The following is a 23834-nucleotide window of genomic DNA, read 5'->3' on the forward strand; positions in this document are numbered from 1 at the left end:
TCGAGAGCGGAGGAACCTTGCGCGCTCTGGTGAAGACCACGCCCGCGCCCGGCCTGGAGCTGACCGAACTCCCCGACCCGGCGCCCGGCCCGGACGAGGTCGTGGTGCGGGTGATGCGCACCGGGATCTGCGGCACGGACCTGCACATCGCGTCGTGGGACGAGTGGGCGGCTCGCACCGTGCCGACCCCGCTGGTGGTAGGGCACGAATTCGCCGGTGAGGTGGTGGCCACCGGTGCTGCAGTCACCCGGGCCGCGGTCGGCGACTTCGTCAGCGGTGAGGGGCATCTGGTGTGCGGCCGGTGCCGCAACTGCCTCGCCGGCCGCCGTCACCTGTGCGCACACACGGAAGGTCTCGGGGTGCACCGCAACGGCGCGTTCGCCGAGTTCGCGGTGCTGCCGGAGCAGAACGTCTGGGTTCATCGCGGCGAGGTCGATCCGGACGTGGCGGCGATCTTCGACCCGTTCGGCAACGCGGTGCACACCGCGCTCAGCTTCCCGGTCGTAGGCGAGGACGTGCTGATCACCGGTGCCGGGCCAATCGGGTTGATGGCGGCGAGCGTGGCCAGGCACGCGGGCGCGCGGCACGTGGTGATCACCGACGTCAGCGAGCACCGGTTGGAGCTGGCGCGCCGCGTCGGTGTGGATCTTGCCGTGGACGTTTCGCAGGCGCGGGTCGCCGACGCGCACCAGCAGCTGGGGCTGAGCGAGGGCTTCGACGTCGCGATGGAGGTTTCCGGGAAGCCTGAGGCGTTGCGGGAGGTCGTGGCGAACATGGCGCACGGCGGCCGGATCGCGATGCTGGGGCTGCCGGCTGAGGACTTCTCGCTGGACTGGAGCGCGGTGGTGTTCAAGATGCTCACCGTCAAGGGCATCTACGGGCGCGAGATGTTCGCGACCTGGTATTCGATGTCGGTGCTGCTGGAGTCCGGGCTGGACCTGATGCCGGTGATCACGCACCGCTTCCCGTACACGGAGCACGCAGAGGCGTTCGAGACGGCTCGCAGCGGCCGCTGCGGCAAGGTCATCCTCGACTGGACGACGAAGGGGTCCGCCTGATGTACACGATCGCTGACGACGTCCGGGCTGAGCTGGCCGAGATCCGGGCCGCCGGGCTGTACAAGGACGAGCGGGTGCTGGATTCGCCGCAGAGCGCGCGAGTGGGTGTCGGCGGCGCCGAGCTGCTGAACTTCTGCGCCAACAACTATCTGGGGTTGGCGGATCATCCCGCGCTGCTCGCCGCCGCCGAGGAGGCGCTGGCGAAGTGGGGTTTCGGGATGGCTTCGGTGCGGTTCATCTGCGGCACGCAGGCCCCGCACAAGGAGTTGGAACGGCGGCTCTCGGGGTTCCTCGGCACCGATGACACGATCCTGTACAGCTCGTGCTTCGATGCCAACGGCGGGGTTTTCGAGACCCTGCTCGACGATCGCGACGCGGTGATCTCCGATGAGCTTAACCACGCGAGCATCATCGACGGCATCCGGCTGTCCAAGGCCCGCCGCGGCCGGTACCGGAATCGCGACATGGCCGACCTGGAGCGGCTGTTGCAGGAGAACACCGACGCGCGGCGCAAGCTCGTCGTCACCGATGGCGTGTTCTCGATGGACGGCTACCTGGCTCCGCTGGACGAGATCTGCGCGCTCGCCGAGAAGTACGGGGCGCTGGTGATGGTCGACGATTCGCACGCGGTCGGGTTCACCGGGCCGACCGGGGCGGGCACCCCGGAGCTGTTCGGCGTCTCCGACCGGGTCGACGTCGTTACCGGGACGCTGGGCAAGGCGCTCGGCGGGGCGAGCGGCGGCTACGTGTCCGGGCGGGCCGAGATCGTCGAGCTATTGCGGCAGCGCTCCCGGCCTTACCTGTTCTCGAACTCGCTCGCGCCGTCGATCGTGGCGGCTTCGCTGGCCGCGCTGGACTTGGTGGCCGCGCAGCCGGAGTTGCGGGAGCGGCTGCGGCACAACAGTGCGCTGTTCCGGCGCCGCATGGCCGAGGAGGGCTTCGACCTGCTGCCGGGCGAGCACCCGATCATTCCGGTGATGATCGGCGACGCGGCCGAGGCCGCACGGATGGCGGACTTGCTGCTGGGGGAGGGCGTCTACGTCATCGGCTTCTCCTACCCGGTGGTGCCCGTGGGCAAGGCCCGTATCCGCACCCAGATGTCGGCCGCGCACCGCGCCGACGACGTAGAAAGTGCGGTTTCGGCGTTCGTCGCGGCCCGCGAACGGATGGGTATCATCGCCCGGTGATTGACCCGCGGCGGCTTCTGGTGCTCCGCGCGCTCGCCGACCACGGCACCGTGCGCGCTGCCGCGGAGAAGCTGTACCTGACGCCGTCGGCGGTGTCGCAGCAGCTCACCGCGTTGGAGAACGAGGTCGGGCAGTCGCTGCTGGCCCGGCAGGGTCGTCGTGTCCGGCTGACCGCGGCCGGTGAGCTGCTGGTCGAGCACGCCAAGGCGGTGCTGGCCGAGTTGGAGCGAGCGGAGGCGAGCCTGGCGGCCTGCGCGGCGGGCACCGTCGGCACGGTGGAGGTGGCGTCGTTCGCGTCGGCGATCACGCAGGTCGTGGCACCTTCGATCGTCGTGTTGCGGCAGCGGGCACCCGATGTGCGGGTGCTGGTGCGCGATGCCGAGGCGCACAACAGCCTCATGATGCTGCTGGCCGGGGAGATCGACATCGCGATCTCGATGGAGTACACCTCGACGCTGCAGGCCGATGCCCGGCGGGTGAGCCGGTTTCCGCTCTACACCGAGCCGTTCGACGTCGTGCTGCCGCCGCAGCATCGGCTCAGCGCGGCGGACGCGGTCGCGCTCGACGAGCTCCGCGACGACGACTGGATCGCGCCGCTGCCGGGCAACCCCTGCCGCGCGGTGGCGCAGGTGTGCTGCGAGAACGCGGGTTTCGTCCCGAACATCACGCACACTTCCGACGATTTCCACGCCGTGGTGGCGCTGGTCGCGGCGGGCACCGGTGTCGCGCTGGTACCCCGCACGGCCATCGCTGGTGATCAGGGCGTGGTTGCGCTACCGGTCGCGGGCAGACCGCCGACCCGCCGCGTCTTCGCCGCGGTCCAGTGTGGGCGGGAGGACCACCCGCTGGTCCGCGTCGTGCTGGACGCACTGCTGGCGAACAAGGAACGCGGGACCATTCGCCCGTCGTGAGGAAGCGACCCTCTAGCGCGCGTTGATCAGCAAGTTTCGCCGAATGACCGCTTGCTGTGGCCCGGTGTGGACGGAAATGTTACCCGCTGGCTGGATGTGCTGCGGGGAACGCGGATCTATAGAGGCCGTTTCGGTGTGGCGCCGTGGTGGGGCCACTCGTGTCTTTGAAGCGCCGAGGCAGTTAACACTCCCTCGCCGGGCCAGGGCACCCGAACTGTCCAGGGTCCCGTGATGAGTGCGAGCGAACGGACCGTTCACTTCACGCCTCCTATCGAACGCGAACAGGCCGTTCGCTCCACGCCAGCCAACAAGGACGCACGGCTGCCGCACAACGAGATCCCGAGCAGCCCCATAGCCCGAAACCACTCACGGGTCCTGAGCAGGCGCAACCGTGGTCTGCCGGCGTTCAGCGGATCCGGTTGCCGCGGCGCCAGACGGCGTGGGTGAGGGGGACGCCGGGGCGGTAGGCGAGCCAGGTCGTGCTCGGGGCGTCGAGGATGTGGACGTCCGCCCGCGCGCCGGGCCGGAGCACGCCGACCGCGCCATCGCCGGATTCCCGGCGCAGCGCACGCGCACCTCCCCAGGTCGCCGCGCGCACCGCTTCCTCGATGCTCATCCGCATCTGCAGCACAGCCGTCGTCACGCAGAACGCCATCGACGACGTGTAGGAGGAACCGGGATTGCAGTTGGATGCCAAGGCAACCGTGGCGCCAGCGTCGATGAGCGCCCGGGCGTCCGGCAACGGCTGCCGCGTCGACAGGTCGCAAGCGGGCAGCAGCGTCGCCACGGTTTCAGAACCGGCCAGTGCGTCCACATCGGACTCCGCGAGATAGGTGCAGTGGTCGACACTCGCGGCTCCCATCTCGACGGCCAACCGCACGCCGGGCCCGGGCGCGAGCTGGTTGCCGTGCACGCGCAAGCCCAGCCCGCGCTCCTTGGCCGCTTCCAGGATCCGTGTGGACTGGTCTACGTCGAATGCGCCCTTCTCGCAGAACACATCGCACCAACCCACGTGCGGGGCCACCGCATCGAGCATTTTCCCGCACACCAAATCCACGTAGGCGTCCGCATCCTCGCCCGGTGGCACGAGGTGCGCGCCGAGGAATGTGACCTCATCGGCTTCGGCGGCGATCTTCGCCGACCGCAACTCGTCGGCGACCGTCAACCCGTAGCCGGTCTTGGTCTCCATGCACGTCGTGCCCTGCGCCGCCGCTTCGGCGATGTGCTTGCGCAGGTTGGCGGCCAGTTCCTCGTCGGTGGCGCCCCGCGTCGCCCCTACCGTCACCGCGATTCCGCCCGCTTGGTAGGGCTTTCCGGCCATCCGGGCGGCGAACTCCGCGGTGCGGTCCCCGGCGAACACCAGGTGCGTGTGGCTGTCGACCCAGCCCGGCAGGACCGCTCGCCCGGCGGCGTGGAACCGCTCGTCAGCGTCCGGGGCGCTAGCCGCAGGCCCGGCCCAGACGACCCGGTCCCGGTCGATGACCAGCGCGGCGTCGGTGAGCGTGCCGAGCTCGTCGTCGTTCGTCACCAGCTCGCCGATTCCAGTAATAACAGTGCCTGTCATCGTTTGTTGCTTTCCGTTCTTGGTATGCCAATTGCTTACGCGCGGAGCGCGCTGATCGCGTCGTGGAGTTCTCCCGCCGCGTCGATCGCCTGGTGGCGACCGTCCTGCACGATGCGGCGACCATCGGCGATCACGACCCGCACATCGTCGGCCCGCGCGACCGCCGGGACGGCCTCCGGCGCAACGCCCGCCAGCCGGGTCGACCCGAGATCCACGGCGACGAAGTCGGCGCGGGCGCCGACGCCGAGCCAGCCCGCATCGGGCCAGCCGAGCGACCGGTGCCCGGCCGTGGTCGCCATCTCCAGCAACTCGTCGGCCGCGAAGTGCCCGCGGGTCTCGGTGTTCAGCCGCGAGTACGACTCGACGGCCTGGGCTTCCGCGAACGGGTCGATCACCGAATGCCCGTCGCTGCCGATCGCGAGCGTGCTTCCCGCGACGCGCAACGCCGCCGCCGGACCGATCCCGTCGGCCAGGTCGGCCTCGGTCGTCGGGCACAGGCACACCCCGGTCCCGCTACCGCCCAGCAGCGCCACATCGGATGCGGCCAGGTGGGTGGCGTGCACCGCCGTCACATCCGCGCCGAGCGCGCCGTGCGATTCCAGCAGTTGGGTCGGCGTGCAGCCATGCGCCGCCAGACATGCCTCGTTCTCGGCGCGCCGCTCGGAAAGATGCAGGTGCAACGGCGCTTCGCTCTTGCGAGCCCAGCCCGCCACCTCCGGGATCTCCTCGGCGGGTACCGCGCGGACCGAATGCAGGGCGGCTCCGAGACGAACCCGATCTCTGTCCATAATGTACTGATCGATCCGGTCGCTCCAGCTAGTCGCAGCGCCGTCCGAGAAGCGCCGCTGCACGCCGTCCAGTGGCCTGCCGAAACCGCCTGCCAGGTAGCAGGTGTCGAGCAGCGTGAGCCTGATCCCCGCGTCCTGCGCTGCCTGCACGAGGGCGTGGCCCATCGCGTTCGGGTCGTCGTAGCGGGTTCCGCTCGCGGCGTGGTGCACGTAGTGGAACTCGCCGACGCAGGTGATCCCGGCAAGCGCCATCTCGGCGTAGACGCCGCGGGCGAGCCGGTAGTAGCTGTCCGGGTCCAGCACCGCCGCCACCTGGTACATCTGGTCGCGCCAGGTCCAGAAGGTGCCGCGCGCGCCGTTGTGCCGACCGCGCAGCGCCCGGTGGAAGGCGTGGGAATGCGCGTTCGCGAGCCCGGGCAGCGTCATTCCCGGCAGCCGTTCGGAGTGCTCGGGCGGGGTTCGGGCCGGACCTGCGGCGCTGATGCGGCCGCCATCGACTTCGAAGAGCACGCCCCGCTCCGGGCCGCCCGGCAGCCAGGCCCATTCGCACCAGTACGTGGCCATCCGCGTCACCCCGCGAGGTTTTCCAGGACCCGGGCGAGCGCGTGTGCACCGGAATCGCAGTCGTCGGGCTCCGCGTGCTCTTCCGGGGCGTGGCTGATGCCGGTCGGGTTGCGCACGAAGAGCATCGCAGTCGGCACCTCGGCGGCTAGGATCCCCGCGTCGTGTCCGGCCCCGGTCGGCAACGCCGGCGCGTCGTCGAGCAGGCCGCTGAGCTGGTCACGGAACGCGGTGTCGAAGTGCACGTTGTCCCCGTAGGATTCCTCGACCACCTCGACCTGGCAGCCCTCCGCGGCAGCGAACTCCCCCGCCGCCCCGGACAGGTCCTCGACGATGGACCTCGTCGACCGGTCGTCTGGCGACCGCGCATCCAACCACACGTCCACAGTGGACGCGATGACGTTGCTGCCGCCGGGGTTCGGGACCAGCCGCCCCACCGTCGCCCGTCCGCCGTCGACGCCTTCAGCGATCCGGCGCGCTTCGAGGATGAGCCGCGACGCGGGCAGCATCGGGTCGTGGCGGTCGGCGATCAGCGTCGCGCCGGCGTGGTTTCCCTGACCGCCGAACCGGAATCGCCACCTGCCGTGTGCCAGGATCGACGACGCGACCGCCACCGGCCGCCCCAGGTCGATCAGGCCGCGCCCCTGCTCGACGTGCAGCTCGACGAACTGCCCGATGCGCCGCAACGCCTCCTCGTCCCGCCCCAGCCGCGCCGGGTCCGCGCCGAAGGAGCTCATGGCCTCCGCGAACGTCACCCCGTTCGGGTCGCGGAGCGCGCGGGCCCGGTCCGCGTCGATGGTCCCGGCCAGCAGGCTGGATCCCAGGCACGGCACGCCGAACCGGCCGCCCTCCTCTTCCGCGAAGACCACCACCGCGAGCGGCTTTCGGGGGGTGAAACCCTTGGCCCGCAACAGGTCCACCGAGCTCAACGAGCTGACCACGCCCAGCGGCCCGTCGAACGCCCCGCCGCCGGGCACCGAGTCGAGGTGGCTGCCGGTCACCACCGCGTCATCGCCCGGCTCGCCCCACCACGCCCAGATGTTGGCGTTCCGGTCGGTGGTGACCCGCAGGTCGCGCGCCTCGGCCTGCTCGACGAACCACTCGCGCAACTCCCGTTCGGCATCGTCGAAGACGTGCCGGGAGTACCCGCCCCGGCGCCGGTCCGCGCCGACATCGGCGATGGCCGCCATCAACTCGTTCGGTCCCGCCACAGCCGCTCCTTCCCGAACACTCGCGTCATGGGCAGAACTGCCCGCCCTGGATCTTTCCGAGGCCGTGAGCGTTTTTGGTTGCTATAGCGCCCAAAAACGCTCACGGGTGCTCAGCCGACGAGCGGAGTTCGGATGCCGCGTTCGGCGGCGACCTCGTCCGCTCGCTCGTAGCCCGCGTCGACGTGCCGGATCACGCCCGTGCCCGGGTCGTTGGTCAGCACCCGCGCCAGTTTCTGCGCGGCCAGCTCGGTGCCGTCGGCGACCGTGACCTGGCCCGCGTGCAGCGACCGCCCCATGCCGACCCCGCCGCCGTGGTGCAACGACACCCACGTCGCGCCGGAGGCCGTGTTGACCAGGGCGTTCAGCAGCGGCCAGTCCGCGACCGCGTCCGAGGTGTCGGCCATCGCCTCGGTCTCCCGGTACGGCGAGGCCACCGACCCGCAATCCAGGTGATCCCGCCCGAGCACCAGCGGCGCCTCGAGCTCGCCGGAGGCCACCATCTCGTTGAACCGCAGGCCCGCCTCGGCCCGCTCGCCGTAGCCGAGCCAGCAGATCCGCGCGGGCAGCCCCTGGAACGAAACCTTCTCGCCGGCCAGCCGGATCCACCGCGCCAGGTGCTCGTCGTCGCCGAACAGGTCGAGGATCGCCCGGTCGGTCTTGGCGATGTCGGCCGGGTCGCCGGACAGCGCCGCCCACCGGAACGGGCCCTTGCCCTCGCAGAACAGCGGCCGGATGTAGGCGGGCACGAAGCCCGGGTAGGCGAAGGCCCGCTCGTAGCCGCCGAGCTCGGCCTCGCCGCGCAGCGAATTGCCGTAGTCGAAGACCTCGGCACCGCCGTCGAGGAACCCGACCATCGCCTCGACGTGCTTGGCCATCGAATCGCGCGCCCGCTCGGTGAATTCGTCGGGCTTCTTGGCCGCGCAGTCGCGCCAGTCGGCCAGGTCGACGCCCAGTGGCAGGTAGGACAGCGGGTCGTGCGCGGAGGTCTGGTCGGTCACGATGTCCGCGGGCACGCCGCGCCGCAGCATCTCGGGCAGCAGCTCAGCGGCGTTGCCGATCACGGCGACCGAGTAGGCGCGCCGGTCGTTCTTCGCGGCGACGGCCTTCTCGATCGCGGCGTCGAGGTCGCCGGCGACTTCGTCGAGGTAGCCGTGCCGGACCCGGCGGTGCGCGCGCTCGGGGTCGCACTCGACGACCAGTGCGGCGCCGTCGTTCATCGTCACCGCCAGCGGCTGCGCGCCGCCCATGCCGCCCAGACCGGCGGTGATGGTCAGGGTGCCCGCGAGGCTGCCGCCGAAGCGGCGGGCCGCGATCGCCGCGAACGTCTCGTAGGTGCCCTGCAGGATGCCTTGGGTGCCGATGTAGATCCACGACCCGGCGGTCATCTGCCCGTACATCATCAGGCCGAGCGCGTCGAGGCGGCGGAACTCCGTCCAGTTCGCCCAGTCGCCGACCAGGTTGGAGTTGGCGATGAGCACCCGCGGCGCCCACTCGTGGGTCTGCAGGACGCCGACCGGTTTGCCGGACTGCACCAGCAGCGTCTCGTCCTCGCGCAGCGTGGTCAGTTCCCGGACCATCGCGTCGAACGAAGCCCAGTTCCGGGCCGCTTTGCCGGTGCCGCCGTACACGACGAGGTCGTCGGGCCGCTCCGCGACCTCCGGATCGAGGTTGTTCTGCAGCATCCGCAGCGGCGCTTCGGTGCTCCAGCTGCGCGCGGTCAGCGTCGTCCCGCGCGGGGCGCGCACGGGTCGGGCTTCGCTCATGACACCCTCCGGTCCACTGTGGATTTTGTGAAGCCGGCGACGGCTTCGCGCACCGCGCCGGAACGGATCAGTTCTTCGGCCGCGGCGATCTCCGGCGCGATGTGGCGGTCGGCTCCGGGGCCCGGGACCCGGGTGCGCAGCAGGTCCCGCACCGCGCCGGTGGCTGGGCCCGGCTCCAGCGGGGCACGCAGGTCCAGGGCTCGCGCGGCGGTCAGCAGCTCGATCGCGAGCACCGTCGTCAGGCCGTCGATGCCGCGGCGGAGCTTGCGCGCGGCGGACCAGCCCATCGACACGTGGTCCTCCTGCATCGCGCTCGTCGGGATCGAATCGACCGACGCCGGGACCGCGAGCCGCTTCAGCTCGGCGACCACCCCTGCCTGCGTGTAGTGCGCGATCATGTGCCCGGAGTCGACGCCCGGGTCATCGGCGAGGAACGCGGGCAGCCCGTGCGAACGCGCGACGTCGAGCATCCGGTCGGTGCGGCGATCGGCCATGCTCGCGACGTCCGCCAGCGGAATGGCGAGGAAGTCCAGCGCATGGGCCAACGGGGCGCCGTGGAAGTTGCCGTTGGACTCCACCCGGCCGTCGTCGAGCACGACCGGGTTGTCGATGGTGGCCGCGAGCTCCCGATCCGCCACGGTCTCGGCGTAGCCGACGGCGTCCCGGGCCGAGCCGTGCACCTGTGGTGCGCACCGCAGCGAATACGCGTCCTGCACGCGCGTGCACTCGGGCCCGCGGTGACTGGCCACGATCTGCGAATTCGCCAGCAGCGCCAACATCCGCGCCGCGGAAACCGCCTGCCCCGGGTGTGGGCGCAGGCGCTGCAGATCGGCGGCGAACACACGGTCGGTGCCCAGCAGCGCCTCCACGCTCATCGCCGCCGTCACATCGGCCACGTCCAGCAGCGCGGACAGGTCGTCCAGCGCGAGCACCAGCATGCCGAGCATGCCGTCGGTGCCGTTGGTCAACGCCAGGCCTTCCTTCTCCGCGAGCACCACGGGCTCGATCCCGGCGCCGGCCAGCGCCTCGGCGGCCGGACGGAGCCGCCCCGAGGCGTCGAAGACGTCGCCTTCGCCGGTCAGGGCGAGCGCGACGGCCGCCAGCGGCGCGAGGTCTCCGGAGCAGCCGAGCGAGCCGAATTCGTGCACCACCGGCACGATGCCGGCGTTGAGCATCCCGGCCAGCGCGTGCGCGGTTTCCGGGCGGACGCCGGTGCGCCCGGTCGCGATCGTGTGCAGGCGCAGCAGCATCTGGGCCCGCACCACCTCCGGTTCGACGGCCGGGCCGGCGCCCGCCGCGTGCGAGCGCACGAAGGACTGCTGCAGGGCGGCGCGCCGGTCGCTGGGGATGTGCCGCACGGCCAGCGCACCGAACCCGGTCGACACCCCGTAGGTGGGGCGCTGCTCGGCGGCCAGCGCTTCGATGTGCTTCCGCGTCGCGGCTATGCCGTGCTCGGCGAGCCGGGTCAGTTCCACGCGCGTGCCGCCGCGGGCGACGTCCACTACGTCGTCGCGGTCGAGCGGCTCCGGACCAACATTGAGCACGTTGTCCTGCATAACTCCATATCAGCGCTACTGCGCCGTCGGCAGAAGCCCGGTTAGGGTGAGAGTGTCTGGAGTTCCAGACACCAATCCCCCGAACGGAGGGTCGTGGGCGGCAGCAGCGACGTTCCCGCGCTGCGACGCGGGCTGGCCATCCTGCGGGTGCTCGCGGGCCGCGCCGGGCCGGTGTCGGCCGGGGTCATCGCCCGTGACCTGGGCCTGCCCCGGTCGACGACCTACCACCTGCTGGCCGAGCTGGTCGCCGCCGGATTCGTGACCCACCTGCCGGAGGAGCGACGCTACGGGCTGGGCATGGCGGCCTTCGAGCTCGGCTCCGCCTACCTGCGCCACGACCCGCTGGAACGCCTCGCCGGGCCGCTGCTGCGCCGGCTGGTGGACGAGGTGGGCCGCACCGCGCACCTGGGCGTCCTGCACGGCAGCGAGTCGCTCTACCTGATCAAGGAACGCCCGTCCCAGCCGCAGACGCTGGTAACCGATGTCGGCGTCCGGCTGCCCGCGCAGCTGACCGCGTCCGGGCGCGCGCTGCTCGCACACTTGCCCGCCGCGCACGTGCGGGCCGTGCTGCCGTCGAGCGAGCGGTTCGTGCGGCGGACCGACCGGGGCCCGCGGAACCTGCCCGAACTGCGCCGGTTGCTGGCGGAGGAGCGCCGACGCGGCTGGGCGATCGAGGACGGTTTCGTGACGGCGGGCTTCGCGTCGGTGGCGTGCGCGGTGTTCGACCACGGGGCCCGCCCCATCGCGGCGATCAGCGTCACCTTCCGCCACTTCTGCGAAACCCCGGGCGGCGAACCCTGCGCCGAGACCTGGCCGAACCTGGCCGCCCAGGTCCACCGAACGGCGGCGGAACTGACCACCAGGATCAGCGGCCGCTCGGCCTAACAGCACGCCTCGGTGTCGTGAGTGCGAAAACCGGCTCTTACCGGTTTTCGCACTCACGACATGGGTTGAACGTCAGAGGCCGGCCGAGGCGACGAACTCCTTGGCGACATCGGCCGGGTTGGCCTTGTCGACCTCGATCTTCCGGTTGAGCTCCGTCAGCTTGTCCGTGTCGAGGGCGCGGGACACCTTGTTCAGCGCCTCGGCCTGCTGCGGGGTCAGCTTCCCCTTGTGCGCAAGTGGAACCACGTTCTGCGCCGGGAACATGTTCTTCGGGTCCGCCAGCTTCACCAGGTTGTTCGCCGCGATCTGCGACGAGGTGGTGAACAGGTTCGCCACCTGGATCTGGCCGGACGTCAACGCGTCCACCGTGATGGTGCCCGCCTCAACGGGGCGGATCTCCTTGAACCGGCAGCCGTAGTCCTCCGCGATCTTGGCTTCCCAGCGGGACTTCCACTCCGCCGGCGCGCCGAGCACGAACTCGCCGCAGCGCGGCCCGAGATCAGCCATCGACCGCACCCCGGTACCGGCGGTGGCGGCGGTGACGGTCAGCACGTCGGAGTCCTCGGCCGGGGACTGCTCCAGCAGCTCCATTTCGCCCGGCACGGCCTGCTTGAGCTGCTCGTAGACCTGCTGGGGTTCGGTCGCCGACGCCTGCGGGTTCAGGTACTTCAGCAGGTTCCCGGTGTAGTCGGGGACCACCGAGAGCTCCCCGTTGCGCACCGCGTTCACGTAGAACTCCCGGGCGCCGATGCGCGGGCGGGTCTCCACCTCGGCGCCGGTGGACTTCAGCGCCTCGGCGTAGATGTTCATCAGCAGCTCGCTCTCGGCGAAGTCGGCCGAGCCGACCACCAGCGCGCCGCCCTGGTTCCGGTTGGCCTCCAACGGGTTTTGCGAACCGCAGCCGGTCAGCAGCAACGCCGCCGCGGCGGCGCACATCAGCAACCGCTTCATCAATCCTTACCTCCTCGTCGGGCGGCCAGCACCAGACCGCGCGGCACCAACAGCCGGGTCGCGCCGGCCAACACCAAGTCGAGCAGGACCGCGAGCACCGCGATGACGATCGCGGCCGAGGCCATCTGCGCGTAGTCGCTGATCTTCAGCCCGTCCAGCAGGATCCGTCCCAGCCCGCCGAGCCCGACGTAGGCCGCGACGGCTGCGGTGGCGACAACCTGCAGCATCGCGCTGCGCACCCCGCCGAACAGCAGCGGCAACGCGGTCGGCAGCTCCACCTGCCACAGCCGCTGCACGGGCGTCATACCCATGCCCTTGGCCGCATCGACCGCGTCGGCGGGCGCGTTGCGGACCCCCGCGTAGGTGCCGGAAAGGATCGCCGGGACCGCGAGGATGACCAGCCCGGCCAGCGCCGGGCCCTCCCCGAGCCCGAAGCCCAGCACCAGCAGCGTCACCACGCCCAACGTCGGCAGCGCCCGCATCGCGTTGCTGATCCCCACCACGAGAACCGCGCCGCGCCCGGTGTGTCCGATGTAGATACCCAGCGGCACGGCCACCACGGACGCGGCGGCGACGGAGACCACGCAGTAGTACAGGTGCAGCAGGGTCTGCGCCAGGATCCCGCCCGGCCCGGTCCAGTGCCCCGGGTCGGTCAACCAGGCGATCAGCTCGCTGATCATGCGCGGCTCACCGCCGCCCGCGCCCACGGCGTCAACCGCCGCCACAACGCCACCAGCAGCAGGTCGACCACCAGGGCCAGCAGCAGGGTCAGCACGATGCCGATGACGATCTGCTCCGGGTAGTCCAGTTGGAATCCGGCGGTGAACAGCCGTCCCAGACCGCCGATGCCGACCAGCGCACCGACGCTGACCAGGCTGATATTGCTGACCGATGCGACCCGGACCGCCGCGACCAGAACCGGCACCGCCAGCGGCAGCTCCACGGCGAGGAACCGCCGTCCGGGCCGGTACCCCATCGCCGTCGCGGCGGTGACGATGTGCGCGGGCACCGAGTCCAGCGCGTCCCGGACCGGCCGCACCAGCAGCGCCGCGGTGTAGAGCGTCAGGGCGATGATCACGTTGACCGAGGACAGCAGCGGCGTCCCCACCAGCCCGGGGATGATCACGAACAGGGCCAGCGACGGGATCGTGTAGAAGACGTTGGCCCCGCCCTGCAGCAAGCCGCGCAGCCAGCGCACCTGCTGCGCGAGGCGCCCCAGCGGCAGCGCCACCAGCACGCCGAGCAGCAGCGGCACCAGCGCGAGATAGATGTGCTCGCCGAGCTGGCCGAGCACCATTTCCCGGTTGCTTGGGCTTTCGAAGAAATCGATCATGGCGGCCCTTCGCCGACGCGGCGGCGGTGCTGTGCGATCACGTCGAGCACGTGGTCGATGGTGATCACGCCGACCAACCGGCCATCGCCGTCCACGACGACACCCTGTCCGGACGGCGCGGACAGCGCTGCGTCGAGCGCGCCGCGCAGCGGGGTGTGCTCGGTGTAGAGCGACCCACCGGCGACGAGCTGCGCCTCGGCGAGCTCACCATCCACATTGGACTCGGGCGGGAGCCAGCCCCGCGGTCGGCCGTCGCCGTCGACCGCCAAGCGCCAGCGCGGTTCCGGCGGTACCTTCGTGCCCAGCTCGACCGTGACCACCGGCTCCGGCCGCACGCCCTCGGAGTCCACGAAGGACAGTCGCCGGTAGCCGCGGTCCCGGCCGACGAAGGCGGTCACGAAGTCGTCCGCCGGGTCGGCGAGCAGGTCGTCGGGCCGGGCGTACTGGGCGAGGTGCCCGCCCTGGCGCAGCACTGCGACCTTCTCGCCAAGCTTCACGGCCTCGTCGATGTCGTGGGTGACGAACAGCACTGTCTTGTCCAGCTCGTCCTGCAGTCGCAGCAGCTCGTCCTGCAGGCCCTCCCGCACCACCGGGTCCACCGCGCTGAACGGCTCGTCCATCAGCAGTACCGGCGGGTCGGCGGCCAATGCCCGGGCCACCCCGACGCGCTGCTGCTGACCGCCGGAGAGCTGGGCCGGGTAGCGCTTGCCCAACTCCTGCGGTAGCCCCACCAGCTCCAGCAGTTCACCGGCCCGCCGCCGCGCCTCCTGCTTGCTGCGACCGTGCAGCAGCGGCACCGTCGCCACGTTGTCGAGCACGTTGCGGTGCGGGAACAGCCCGGCCTGCTGGATGACGTAGCCGATGCCGCGGCGCAGCTGCGCGGGATCGCGCTCGCGCACGTCGGTGCCGCCCACCAGCACCTTCCCCGACGACGGCTCGATCATCCGGTTCACCATCCGCATCAAGGTGGTCTTGCCGCACCCAGACGGCCCCACCAGCACGGTGATAGTGCCGGTCTGCACCGACAGACTCAGCTCGTGGACGGCGACAGTGCCGTTGCCGTACTGCTTGCGCACGGCCTGGAACTCGATCACCCGAGCCCCCTCGTAGATCGTCGCGGTCCCCCAAACCTGGCCGACCCTAGCTCGATCGGTGCAATCGTGCGATCGACCGATACCGTCGCGTGATCTTCTCGGGGCGTCCCAGCTGCACCATCCCACCGATTGGGAGCCCGGCGCGGCGGCGACGCCGCGGGGCACGCCGTAAGGTTGGGAATCCGATGAACACTGCTCAGCACCCCGCAACTCCCGAGCCCATCGACGCCGTGCACGCGGTACTCGCCGACGCCGGAGTCCTCGCCCGACGGTTGCGCGAGATCCTCGCCCAGCTCGCCGAAGGCGCGCTGCCGCTCGACGAGTTGATCCGCAGGACGGCCGTCGCGCGGCGCACGGTCGAGGACCTGCTCGCCGCCGCCGGGCCCGACGTCGAAGCCACCGGCGAGACGTACCGGCTGACGCCGGAAACGCGCAACCGCTACCGGCAGCGCTTCGCGCTGGACGAGCTGCGCCCCGCCCCGCCCGCTGGGGCCGAGCAGCTGGAGCGGATGCGCGGTTTCGTCGAGAGCGGCCCGGCGCCCGCCGCGGCGCTCGACCACGTGACGGCTACGCCGGAAACCGCGCTGCGCCGCGCCGAATGGCTGCGCGACAACTACGACCTGCGCGGCGCGCAGCTACTCTGCTTGGGCGATCACGACCTGACGTCGTTGGCGTTGAGCTTGGTCGTGCCATCGGCGTCGGTGACCGTGGTGGACCTCGACGAACGGATCCTGGCGCACATCGACTCGGTCGCGGCCGAACAGGGCTTCACCATCCGCACCCTGCACGCCGACCTGCGGTTCGGGGTGCCGACGGTGCTGGAAGGCTGCGCAGACCTGGTGTTCACCGATCCGCCCTACACCCCGGAGGGCATCGGGCTGTTCGCCACGCGGGCCGCCGAATGCCTGGCTGGCCCGCACAGCCGGCTCCTGATCGCCTACGGCTACAGCGCGCGGACCCCGGCGCTGGGGCACAAGGTGCAGCAGGAGTTGCTGCGGCTGGGCATGGTGTTCGAGGCGATCCTGCCGCGTTTCCACCGGTACTTCGGGGCGCAAGCCATCGGCAGCGCGAGCGACCTGTACGTGTGCCAGCCGACCGCGCACACCCGCAAGCTGGCCCTGCGCCAAGCGCCGGGGATCTACACGCACGGCCCCCAGTCGGTGGAGGCGTTGGAGGCCTCGGCGCCGGCGGAGTTCATGGAGGCGGTCGGTGAGCGCGTCGGCGGCCCGGTCGCGACGTTGCGGGATCCTGGCTGGCCCCGGCCGATCCGGCAGCAGCAGGGCGCACCGGTGTTCGACCTGCGCAACGATCCGGGGCCGTGGCTACTGCGGATGCTGTTGGCGTGCAACGCCGAACGCGCCGGATTCGTGGTCGACAACAACCACCCGGACATCACCAGCGAGCGCGCGCAGCAAGCCCTGTCGGAGCTCGTCGCGGCGAAGTACCGGCTGCGGTTCCACCGCAGCAGCCCGGACTCGAAGCACGCGGTTGTGGTGGCGGACGCGGTGGAAACCCCGTCCGTGGCGCGCTACCTGCTGAACCGGGCGCACGGCAAGGTCGGCAACATCTGGCGGGAAGGCCTGATCACCTACTCCGACGAGAGCCTGACCAAGCGCGAGGCCAAGGACCGCATCGCCGAGCTCGCGCCCAACGCGGACGACCTGGACCTGCGCCTGATCGACCTGCCCCGCCACCGGATCGCCGAACTCGTCCGCTCGATGACGGCGTAGCGCCATCATTTCCGCAGTTCAGAGCCCGTGAGTGTTTGTGGGGGCTATAGCACCCACAAACACTCACGGGCTCACGTTCCCGGGATGGGCAGCGGGCCTAGTTCGAGGAGGTCGCGGAACTCGTGGGCCGGGATCGCTCCGGAGAACAGCCACCCCTGGTAGGCATCCACCCCGACCCCGCACAGCACGTGGAACTGCGTCGCCGTCTCCACGCCCTCGGCCACGCACAGGCGGCCCATCGCGCGGGCCATGTCCACGACCGCCCGCGCCACCGCGAAGTCCGAGGCGTCGCCGCCGACCCCGGCGACGAACCTGCGGTCCACCTTGATGATCTGCGCGGGCAGGTCCTTCAACCGGGCCAGCGACGAGTAGCCGGTGCCGAAGTCGTCGACGGCGAACCGAACGCCGCGCGCGACCAGCTCGCCCATCTCGTGCCGGGTCCGCGACGGCAGGTCCACCAGCGCCGTCTCCACCAGCTCCAGGATCACCCGGTTCCAGGCGATGCCGGACTCGGCGACGATGTCGGCGACCGCGTCGACGAACTCCGGCCCACCCGGCACCAGACCCGCCAGGTTCACCGCGACGCCCGCCTGGCGACCGCCGCGCGCAGGCCACGTCGCCGCCTCCCGGAGCGCGGTCCGCAGTACCCAGCGATCGAGCTCCCGCAACAGGTCGCCCTGCTCCGCGACCGGCAGGAACGCGTCCGGCGCGAGCATCCCGCGATCCGGATGCGGCCAACGCACCAGCGCTTCGGCGGTGACCACCGCGCCGTCGGAATTCACCACCGGCTGGTAGTGCAGGACGAGGCCGTCGTTGTTCAGCGCCTCCCGCAGCTGCCCCTCCAGGTGCAGCTGCCGGTCCGCCGAGGCCATCAGCGCGGGGCTGGCCAGCGAGACCTTGCCGGCGCCGCGGCGCTTCGCCTCGAACATCGCCGCATCGGCGAACCGCAACAGGTCCTCGCCGCCGGCGCGCGACCCGTTGGGCACGGCGGCGCCGATCGACGCCGATACCCGGATCAGCTGGCCGTGCACCGGTACCGCGGTGCGCAGCAGCCCGGAAACTCTGGTGGCCAGGGAATCGACGCCGCCGACCGCCTCGATGTCCTGGCAGATGATCACGAACTCGTCGCCCGAAAGCCGGGCGGCCGTGCAACCGCCCGGCAGTCCGCCTTCCAGCCGCCGCGCCAGCGCGACCAGCAGCTCGTCCCCGGCGTCGTGGCCCAGCGAGTCGTTCACCCGCTTGAAGTTGTCGATATCGCAGAACAGCACCGCGACGCGGTGCGAGTCGGCGCGCCCGAGCAGGTGGCTGAGCAGGTCCTTGACCGCCGCCCGGTTCGGCAACCCGGTCAGGTCGTCGTGGGTGGCCTGGTAGCGCAGGGCTTCGGACGCACGCCGCCGCTCGGTGATGTCCTGGAACACCACCAGCCAGAACTGGGTGCCGTCGTCCTGCACCGACGAGGACGTGCGCAGCTCGCAGTACACCGGCTCGCCGTCGGAGCGCACCAACACCCGCTGCGGCACCCGGCGCCGGATGCCCGGCCGCTCGGCGGGCGTGGGCAGGCCGGTCTCCCGCTCGTCCGGGTGCGTGATGTCCGGGACCGTCATGCCGCGCAGCTGCTCCAGGCGGTAGCCGAGCAGGTCGCACAGCGCGTCGTTGGCGTCGACCAGCCGCTCCGCCCGGTCGAACAGGCCGATCCCGACCGGCGTGATACTGACCAGGTCGGTGAAGCGCTGGCTGGACCGCTCCATGCGGGTCACCACGGCGCGCTGCTCGGTGACGTCCTGAACGGTGCCGACCAGGACGGCCTGGCCGTCCGCGTCCCGGATCGCGGTGCCGTGCAGGCGGAGGATCCGCATCGTGCCGTCGATGCGCACGTAGCGGTGCTCGACCTCGATAGGCTCGTGCTGCTCCTTCAGCGGCTGCCACGCCCGCCGGACCCAGTCCTGGTCGTCCGGGTGCACCCGTTCCAGGTAGGTGTCGAAGGTGCTGTGCGCGGTGGTGGGCTTGCCGATGATCTCGCGCAGCATCCGCGACAACCGGAAGACATCGGTCCGCGGATTCCACTCCCACGTGCCGAGCCGGGCGATCCGCTGCGCGTCCTGCAGCTTGCGTCGCTCGTCGCGCAATTGGCGCTCCAGCGCCCGGTTCTCGGTGATGTCCTGAACGGTGCCCTGCACCCGCTCCACCCGGCCGGAGCGGTTGTACTCGGCGCGCCCGGTGCACAGGTAGATCCGCTTGCCGGGCAGGTCGCGGAGCTCGACCTCCAGCAGTTCTCCTTCGGGGGCGGTGAGCACCTCGGTGTAGAACTCCTCGGCGCGGTCTTGGTCCTCGGGATGGGTCGCCGCGATCATCGACAAGGCGTCGGTGGCGCCCTCCGCACCGGAGCCGCCGAGGAATTCCGTGAGCACCGGACTCTGGTACAGCTCACCGGTTTCCGGGTAGAACACCCAGCTGCCGACCTTCGCGATCCGCTGCGCCTCGATCAGCCAACGCCGCTCGTTCTCGGAGGCCCCGGACGTCTCCGGCGAGGCCTCGGTCAGGTCCGAAACGTCGATCAGCACCGTGACGCGCAGCCGTTCGTCGTCGGCGTGCGGCCAGCTAAGCGGGCGGACCGGGACCCGGCCGCCGCGCGACCGCAGCAGCGAAACCTGCCCGTCGCGCGCCACCAGATCCGCGAGCCGGCAGCCGACCAGGGTGGCGGGGCTGGTTTCGCCGGCGAGCTTCGCGGCCTGCTCCGTCGCCCGCACCACGACGCCGTCCTCGGTGCTGAGCAGGGCCGGTGCGGCCGGCAGGGGAACCAACGCGAACGCCTCGGCGCGGGCACCGGCCAGTCCGAGACCGCCGGAGGTCGTCCGGTTCCTCTCGCTCCGCTCGGTCAACAGCACCCCTCCTGCGTAGCAGCCGCCCGGCCGCCGCCCGCGGACGCCCGACACGCCACCGGCGAGTGACGTGCAACACAGCGAACCGTGCAGCTGACCTTACCGGTCCGCGCACCGGCAGTAACGCCATGGTGCCGGGGCACGGACCGATTCCCTGGAAGAGTGACAGCCGTCGCACGACATGATGACGCCGACCGACGAAATTCGGTTGTCGGCCGCCAATGCGGCGGGGCCGGGGGAGCCGCTACCCGGCTCCCCCGGCCCCGCCACTGCAAGCCGAACCTACCGCTGTCCGGCCCCGGAACGACAGCCTCGACGGCTCACGCGGTTGCGACGCCGTCGGCCCGCGCCGCCTTCGCGACCGCCGCGCTGACCTCCGGCGCCACCCGCGGGTCCAGCGGGCTGGGCACGATGTGGTCCGCGCTGAGGTCGTCGGCGGCGACCGCCGCGATCGCCTCGGCCGCCGCGACCTTCATGCCGTCGGTGATCTCGCGCGCCCCGACGTCCAGTGCTCCCTTGAAAATCCCGGGGAACGCCAGCACGTTGTTGATCTGGTTCGGGAAGTCGCTGCGGCCGGTGGCGACCACCTTGGCGTGCCGCCGGGCGACGTCCGGGTGGATCTCCGGGTCCGGGTTGGAGAGCGCGAACACGATGGCGTCGTCGGACATCGTCGCCACGAGCTCCTCCGGGAGCTGCCCGACCGAGACCCCGATCACCACGTCGGCGCCGCGCAGCGCCTCCGCGGGCCCGCCGGTGATGCCGCGCGGGTTGGTGAACTCGGCCAGTTCCTGCTTGACCGGCGTCAGACCGTCCCGCGCGGAGTGGACCACCCCGCGCGAGTCGAGCACGATGATGTCCTCGACACCGGCGGTGTGCAGGATCTTCGCGCAGGCCACACCGGCCGCGCCCGCGCCGGAGATCACCACTCGCAGCGATTCCAGCTCTCGGTCGACGACCTTGGCGGCGTTGCGCAGCGCGGCCAGCACGACCACTGCGGTGCCGTGCTGGTCGTCGTGCATGACCGGGCAGTCCAGCGCCTCGGCGACCCGGCGCTCCAGCTCGAAGCAGCGCGGCGCGGAGATGTCCTCCAGGTTGACCGCGCCGAACGACGGGCGCAGCCGGACCAGGGTTTCCACGATCTCGTCGACGTCGGTGGTGTCCAGCACCAGCGGGATCGAGTCGAGGCCGGCGAAGGTCTTGAACAGCGCCGACTTGCCCTCCATCACCGGCAGCGAGGCCCGCGGCCCGATGTCGCCCAGGCCGAGCACCGCGGTGCCGTCGCTGACCACGGCCACCAGCCGTTGCGTCCAGGTGTAGCGGTCGGCCAGCGCCGGGTCGCTGGCGATTGCGCGGCTGACCTGCGCCACGCCCGGGGTGTAAGCGATCGACAGATCCCGCGCGGAATCCAGCGGCGCGGTCACTCCGACGGCGAGCTTGCCGCCCTCGTGCGCCGCGAAGATCTCCTCGTTGGTCAATTCGGCACCGACTCCGCTCGCGGTGCTGTCGTTCACGGTGGTCACGGCGTCCCTCCTGTAGCCATGCCTGCGGCCCGGACGCATTCCAGGCCGGGCGGACCGGGTGGCACTTCGCCACCCGTGCGACGTCGCCTGCCCTTGCGTGCCGGACAGGCGAACGTCTTGAAATGGCCGAGACCGGCCGCCCTGGTCGGACAGCGGCTCGGCGGACGCTGCGGTTCGAACAGTGTGCCAGGCCGCGAGATCACTGTCAGCGACCGGGATCACACAACCTCACCAGCAGGTTCAACAATTTGTCAAACCAGCTTGGCAGTACGCACGTCCTATTTGGATCGGAATTGCGGCAGTACGTGCGTCCGGTTTCGGTGCCCCATTTCGCAGTACGTACGTCCGTTTTGAAACCGGAGGCCAATGGCTCGCATGACCCATATCAACTCCGCCCCAGCGAACCGCATTCCAGCCAACCTCATAGGCTTTCGGCCGTGCAGGTACGCCGACTTGAGATCACGGGTGCATACGAGTTCACCCCGAAGGCCTTCCCCGACCACCGGGGCCTGTTCGTGGCCCCGTTCCAGGAGGCGGCGTTCGTCGACGCCACGGGGCACCCGCTGCGAGTCGCGCAGGCCAATCACAGCGTCTCGGCGCGCAACGTCATCCGCGGCGTGCACTTCTCGGACGTGCCGCCGGGCCAAGCGAAGTACGTGTACTGCCCGCAGGGCGCGCTACTCGACGTGGTCATCGACATCCGGGTCGGTTCCCCGACCTTCGGCCGCTGGGAAGCGGTCCGGCTCGACGACACCGCGTACCGCGCCGTCTACCTGGCCGAAGGACTCGGGCACGCGTTCGCCGCGCTGACCGACGACACCGTGATGACCTACCTCTGCTCGACGCCCTACAACCCGGGCGCCGAGCATGGCATCGACCCGTTCGACCCGGAACTCGCGCTGCCGTGGTCCAACCTCGAAGGCGAACCGATCCTGTCCGAAAAGGACCGGGCCGCCCCGAGCCTGGCAGAAGCCGCCGGCAAGGGCCTGCTTCCGGACTACGAAACATGCCTCGCCCACTACGAAAGCCTGCGCAGCGCCGGCTGAACTGTCACCGCAAGCGGCCCGGCTTCGGCCAGAGGCGCCACCCGATGACGCCGAGCACCTCGGCTGGCCCGAGCTCCCGCGAGTCCGTCGAGCCGAAGTTGTTGTCACCCTCGACATGCCAGCCATCGCCTTCGCGGCGCAGCGCGCGCTTCACCGACAACTGCCCCGGGCGCCGGGCCCAACGCACCAGCACGACGTTTCCCGGCCGGGCGGAACCCCGAAGCCGCAGCAGCACCACGTCGCGATCCCGCAGGGTGGGAACCATTGACGGCCCGCGCACCAGCAACCGCCGCCAGGGCCAGCGCCCGAGGGATTTCACAGCCACCTCCAGTAGGACGTCGAGGATCTTCAAGAGTAGGGTCGGGCCTGTCGGAGCACTTACTGTCAGGGAGGAATCATGCGACTCCTGTCGCGAATCCTCAGCCCTCGCCTAGAGGCGACCGCGCACTGCGACCTGCCGTGCGGCGTGTACGACCCGGCGCAGGCGCGGATCGAAGCTGAGTCCATCAAGGCGATCCAGGAAAAGTACGCGGCCAATGAGGACCCGGAGTTCCGCACTCGCGCGATTCTGATCGCCGAGCAGCGCTCCGAGTTGGTCAAGCACCACCTGTGGGTGCTGTGGACCGACTACTTCAAGCCGCCGCACTTCGAGAAGTACCCGCAGCTGCACGAGCTGATCAACAAGGCCACCAAGGCCGCGGGCGCGGCCGGGACCAAGGGTTCCATGCAGGCCAAAACCGGTCAGCAGCTGCTCGACTACATCGCCGAGATCGACAAGATCTTCTGGGAGACCAAGCAGGGCTGAGCGCCGCAGTTCCGGGAGGACGCCGACCAGCGGGGACGACTCCGCGGGTCGGCGTCCTTTTCGTCGTGCGCCTTCCGGCCCGGTCTTCGGCCCGGGCAGACTGCCCGGATTGGACTCGATCAACGATTGGTGGACGCGGCCATCAAACTGGTGGAGCGCCGTTGGCGGAACGCTTTGCAGGCAGGCCGTGGCGGCCGCGGTTCGGCTCGACGACGGCCAGATCCGCCGTTCGACGCCGGCTCACCCGAGAAGGCAGGTCCCGCGCTGGTGGCCACGGCGCTGGAACGGTAGGCCCCGCGCAGCGCGGTTACGCTCGGAGCCGTGGCACAGGATGAGCATCGCGTTTACGTCCTCCGGCACGGCACGACCGAGTGGTCCCAGACCGGTCAGCACACCAGTCGTTCCGACATCCCGCTGACGGTCGAGGGCGAGCTGCGGGCGCGGCAGGCCGGGCAGACGCTCTCCGCGTTGCGCCCGGCCGGGCCGGTCGTAGTGCTCGCGAGCCCCCGGCAGCGCGCCCAGCGCACGGCGACGCTGGCCGGGCTGGCCGATGTGGGCACCGAACCGCTGCTCGCCGAGTGGGACTACGGCGACTACGAAGGACTGACCGCCCAGCAGATCCGCGAGCAGGTGCCGGACTGGACGGTGTGGACGCACCCCTGCCCGGGCGGGGAAACGGCGGCGGACGTCACCGCGCGCGCCGACAAGCTGCTGACCCGCATCGCGGACACCGGTTCCGACGTGGTCCTGGTGGGGCACGGCCACTTCAGCCGCTGCCTGATCGCGCGCTGGCTGGGGCTGTCGGCCACTTCAGGGGTGCGCTTCGCGCTGGATCCCGCCGGGATCACGGTGCTTGGCCACGAGCGCGGCGTCCCGCAGGTGGAGCGGTCGAACATCCCGCCCTGGCAACAGGGCTGACCGGGTAATCCGTTGCGCCGGCTGGTGCGCGCCCCCGAATATCCTGGGGCGACGCAACTCATGTGGAGGTATCG

The 23834-nt window shown here is 70.9% G+C and carries 20 protein-coding genes; 8 read left to right on the top strand and 12 right to left on the bottom strand.

What is annotated here, in order from left to right; genetic code table 11:
- The first annotated feature begins 17 nt into the window (after positions 1-17).
- From tdh to FDZ84_RS06895, 3 genes are read left to right on the top strand one after another with little or no spacing between them, the layout of a single operon-like run.
- A complete protein-coding gene (gene tdh, locus FDZ84_RS06885) occupies positions 18-1058 on the top strand; it encodes an L-threonine 3-dehydrogenase (protein WP_168585212.1) in 1041 nt (346 codons plus the stop codon).
- A complete protein-coding gene (locus tag FDZ84_RS06890; protein WP_168585213.1) occupies positions 1058-2245 on the top strand; it encodes a glycine C-acetyltransferase in 1188 nt (395 codons plus the stop codon). The genes tdh and FDZ84_RS06890 overlap by 1 nt, the downstream gene beginning before the upstream one ends.
- Positions 2242-3156: a LysR family transcriptional regulator gene (locus tag FDZ84_RS06895; protein ID WP_168585214.1), complete on the top strand. Its 915-nt coding sequence runs from the start codon at positions 2242-2244 to the stop codon at positions 3154-3156. The genes FDZ84_RS06890 and FDZ84_RS06895 overlap by 4 nt, the downstream gene beginning before the upstream one ends.
- 406 nt (positions 3157-3562) lie before the next feature.
- Here the strand turns inward: FDZ84_RS06895 and hutI are convergent, their stop codons facing one another.
- From hutI to hutH, 5 genes are all read right to left on the bottom strand, one after another.
- The gene (gene hutI / locus FDZ84_RS06900; protein WP_168585215.1) at positions 3563-4720 is read right to left on the bottom strand and encodes an imidazolonepropionase; all 1158 of its coding nucleotides are present in this window, start codon (positions 4718-4720) and stop codon (positions 3563-3565) included.
- A gap of 35 nt (positions 4721-4755) precedes the next feature.
- A complete protein-coding gene (locus FDZ84_RS06905) occupies positions 4756-6072 on the bottom strand; it encodes a formimidoylglutamate deiminase (RefSeq protein WP_168585216.1) in 1317 nt (438 codons plus the stop codon).
- Between the two features lie 5 nt (positions 6073-6077).
- Entirely contained in the window at positions 6078-7259 is a 1182-nt protein-coding gene (locus tag FDZ84_RS06910; RefSeq protein WP_168589856.1) for an allantoate amidohydrolase, read from the bottom strand.
- 131 nt (positions 7260-7390) lie between these two features.
- Positions 7391-9043, bottom strand: a complete 1653-nt coding sequence (hutU, locus tag FDZ84_RS06915) for a urocanate hydratase (RefSeq protein ID WP_168585217.1) — start codon at positions 9041-9043, stop codon at positions 7391-7393.
- Entirely contained in the window at positions 9040-10599 is a 1560-nt protein-coding gene (gene hutH, locus FDZ84_RS06920; RefSeq protein WP_168585218.1) for a histidine ammonia-lyase, read from the bottom strand. Before hutH ends, hutU begins: the two co-directional genes overlap by 4 nt.
- A 93-nt stretch (positions 10600-10692) precedes the next feature.
- Between hutH and FDZ84_RS06925 the strand changes: the two genes are divergently transcribed.
- A complete protein-coding gene (locus FDZ84_RS06925) occupies positions 10693-11484 on the top strand; it encodes an IclR family transcriptional regulator (RefSeq protein WP_168585219.1) in 792 nt (263 codons plus the stop codon).
- A 72-nt stretch (positions 11485-11556) separates the two neighbouring features.
- Here FDZ84_RS06925 and FDZ84_RS06930 read toward each other — a convergent pair whose 3' ends face one another.
- The 4 genes from FDZ84_RS06930 to FDZ84_RS06945 are packed head-to-tail and all read right to left on the bottom strand — an operon-like array spanning position 11557 to position 14862.
- Positions 11557-12435 carry an ABC transporter substrate-binding protein gene (locus FDZ84_RS06930; RefSeq protein WP_168585220.1) on the bottom strand — a complete coding sequence of 293 codons (879 nt, stop codon included), beginning with the start codon at positions 12433-12435 and terminating at the stop codon, positions 11557-11559.
- On the bottom strand, positions 12435-13115 hold the full coding sequence (locus FDZ84_RS06935) for an ABC transporter permease (RefSeq protein WP_168589857.1): 681 nt from the start codon (positions 13113-13115) through the stop codon (positions 12435-12437). Before FDZ84_RS06935 ends, FDZ84_RS06930 begins: the two co-directional genes overlap by 1 nt.
- Complete coding sequence (locus FDZ84_RS06940) at positions 13112-13768, bottom strand: ABC transporter permease (RefSeq protein WP_168585221.1); 657 nt, start codon at positions 13766-13768, stop codon at positions 13112-13114. Before FDZ84_RS06940 ends, FDZ84_RS06935 begins: the two co-directional genes overlap by 4 nt.
- Complete coding sequence (locus tag FDZ84_RS06945) at positions 13765-14862, bottom strand: ABC transporter ATP-binding protein (protein ID WP_168585222.1); 1098 nt, start codon at positions 14860-14862, stop codon at positions 13765-13767. Before FDZ84_RS06945 ends, FDZ84_RS06940 begins: the two co-directional genes overlap by 4 nt.
- 185 nt (positions 14863-15047) lie before the next feature.
- Here FDZ84_RS06945 and FDZ84_RS06950 point away from each other — a divergent pair, with 185 nt between their 5' ends.
- A complete protein-coding gene (locus FDZ84_RS06950) occupies positions 15048-16592 on the top strand; it encodes a bis-aminopropyl spermidine synthase family protein (protein ID WP_168585223.1) in 1545 nt (514 codons plus the stop codon).
- Between the two features lie 71 nt (positions 16593-16663).
- Here FDZ84_RS06950 and FDZ84_RS06955 read toward each other — a convergent pair whose 3' ends face one another.
- Together FDZ84_RS06955 and FDZ84_RS06960 are read right to left on the bottom strand one after the other, a co-directional pair.
- Positions 16664-19477, bottom strand: a complete 2814-nt coding sequence (locus FDZ84_RS06955) for a bifunctional diguanylate cyclase/phosphodiesterase (RefSeq protein WP_246868853.1) — start codon at positions 19475-19477, stop codon at positions 16664-16666.
- Between the two features lie 314 nt (positions 19478-19791).
- The gene (locus tag FDZ84_RS06960) at positions 19792-20991 is read right to left on the bottom strand and encodes an NADP-dependent malic enzyme (protein ID WP_168585224.1); all 1200 of its coding nucleotides are present in this window, start codon (positions 20989-20991) and stop codon (positions 19792-19794) included.
- Positions 20992-21428: 437 nt separating this feature from the next.
- On the opposite strand from FDZ84_RS06960, the gene FDZ84_RS06965 reads away from it, so the two are divergent.
- Positions 21429-22037, top strand: coding sequence for a dTDP-4-dehydrorhamnose 3,5-epimerase family protein (locus FDZ84_RS06965; protein WP_168585225.1), 609 nt, complete (start codon positions 21429-21431; stop codon positions 22035-22037).
- Positions 22038-22041: 4 nt separating this feature from the next.
- Here the strand turns inward: FDZ84_RS06965 and FDZ84_RS06970 are convergent, their stop codons facing one another.
- Positions 22042-22356: a S24/S26 family peptidase gene (locus FDZ84_RS06970; protein ID WP_168585226.1), complete on the bottom strand. Its 315-nt coding sequence runs from the start codon at positions 22354-22356 to the stop codon at positions 22042-22044.
- Between the two features lie 78 nt (positions 22357-22434).
- Between FDZ84_RS06970 and sodN the strand changes: the two genes are divergently transcribed.
- Both sodN and FDZ84_RS06980 read left to right on the top strand, forming a co-directional pair.
- Positions 22435-22842: a superoxide dismutase, Ni gene (gene sodN / locus FDZ84_RS06975; RefSeq protein WP_168585227.1), complete on the top strand. Its 408-nt coding sequence runs from the start codon at positions 22435-22437 to the stop codon at positions 22840-22842.
- Between the two features lie 321 nt (positions 22843-23163).
- The gene (locus tag FDZ84_RS06980; protein WP_168585228.1) at positions 23164-23760 is read left to right on the top strand and encodes an acid phosphatase; all 597 of its coding nucleotides are present in this window, start codon (positions 23164-23166) and stop codon (positions 23758-23760) included.
- Positions 23761-23834 lie beyond the last annotated feature (74 nt).

This window comes from Saccharopolyspora sp. ASAGF58, from assembly GCF_012277335.1.
GTDB classification, from domain to species: Bacteria; Actinomycetota; Actinomycetes; order Mycobacteriales; family Pseudonocardiaceae; genus Saccharopolyspora; species Saccharopolyspora hattusasensis.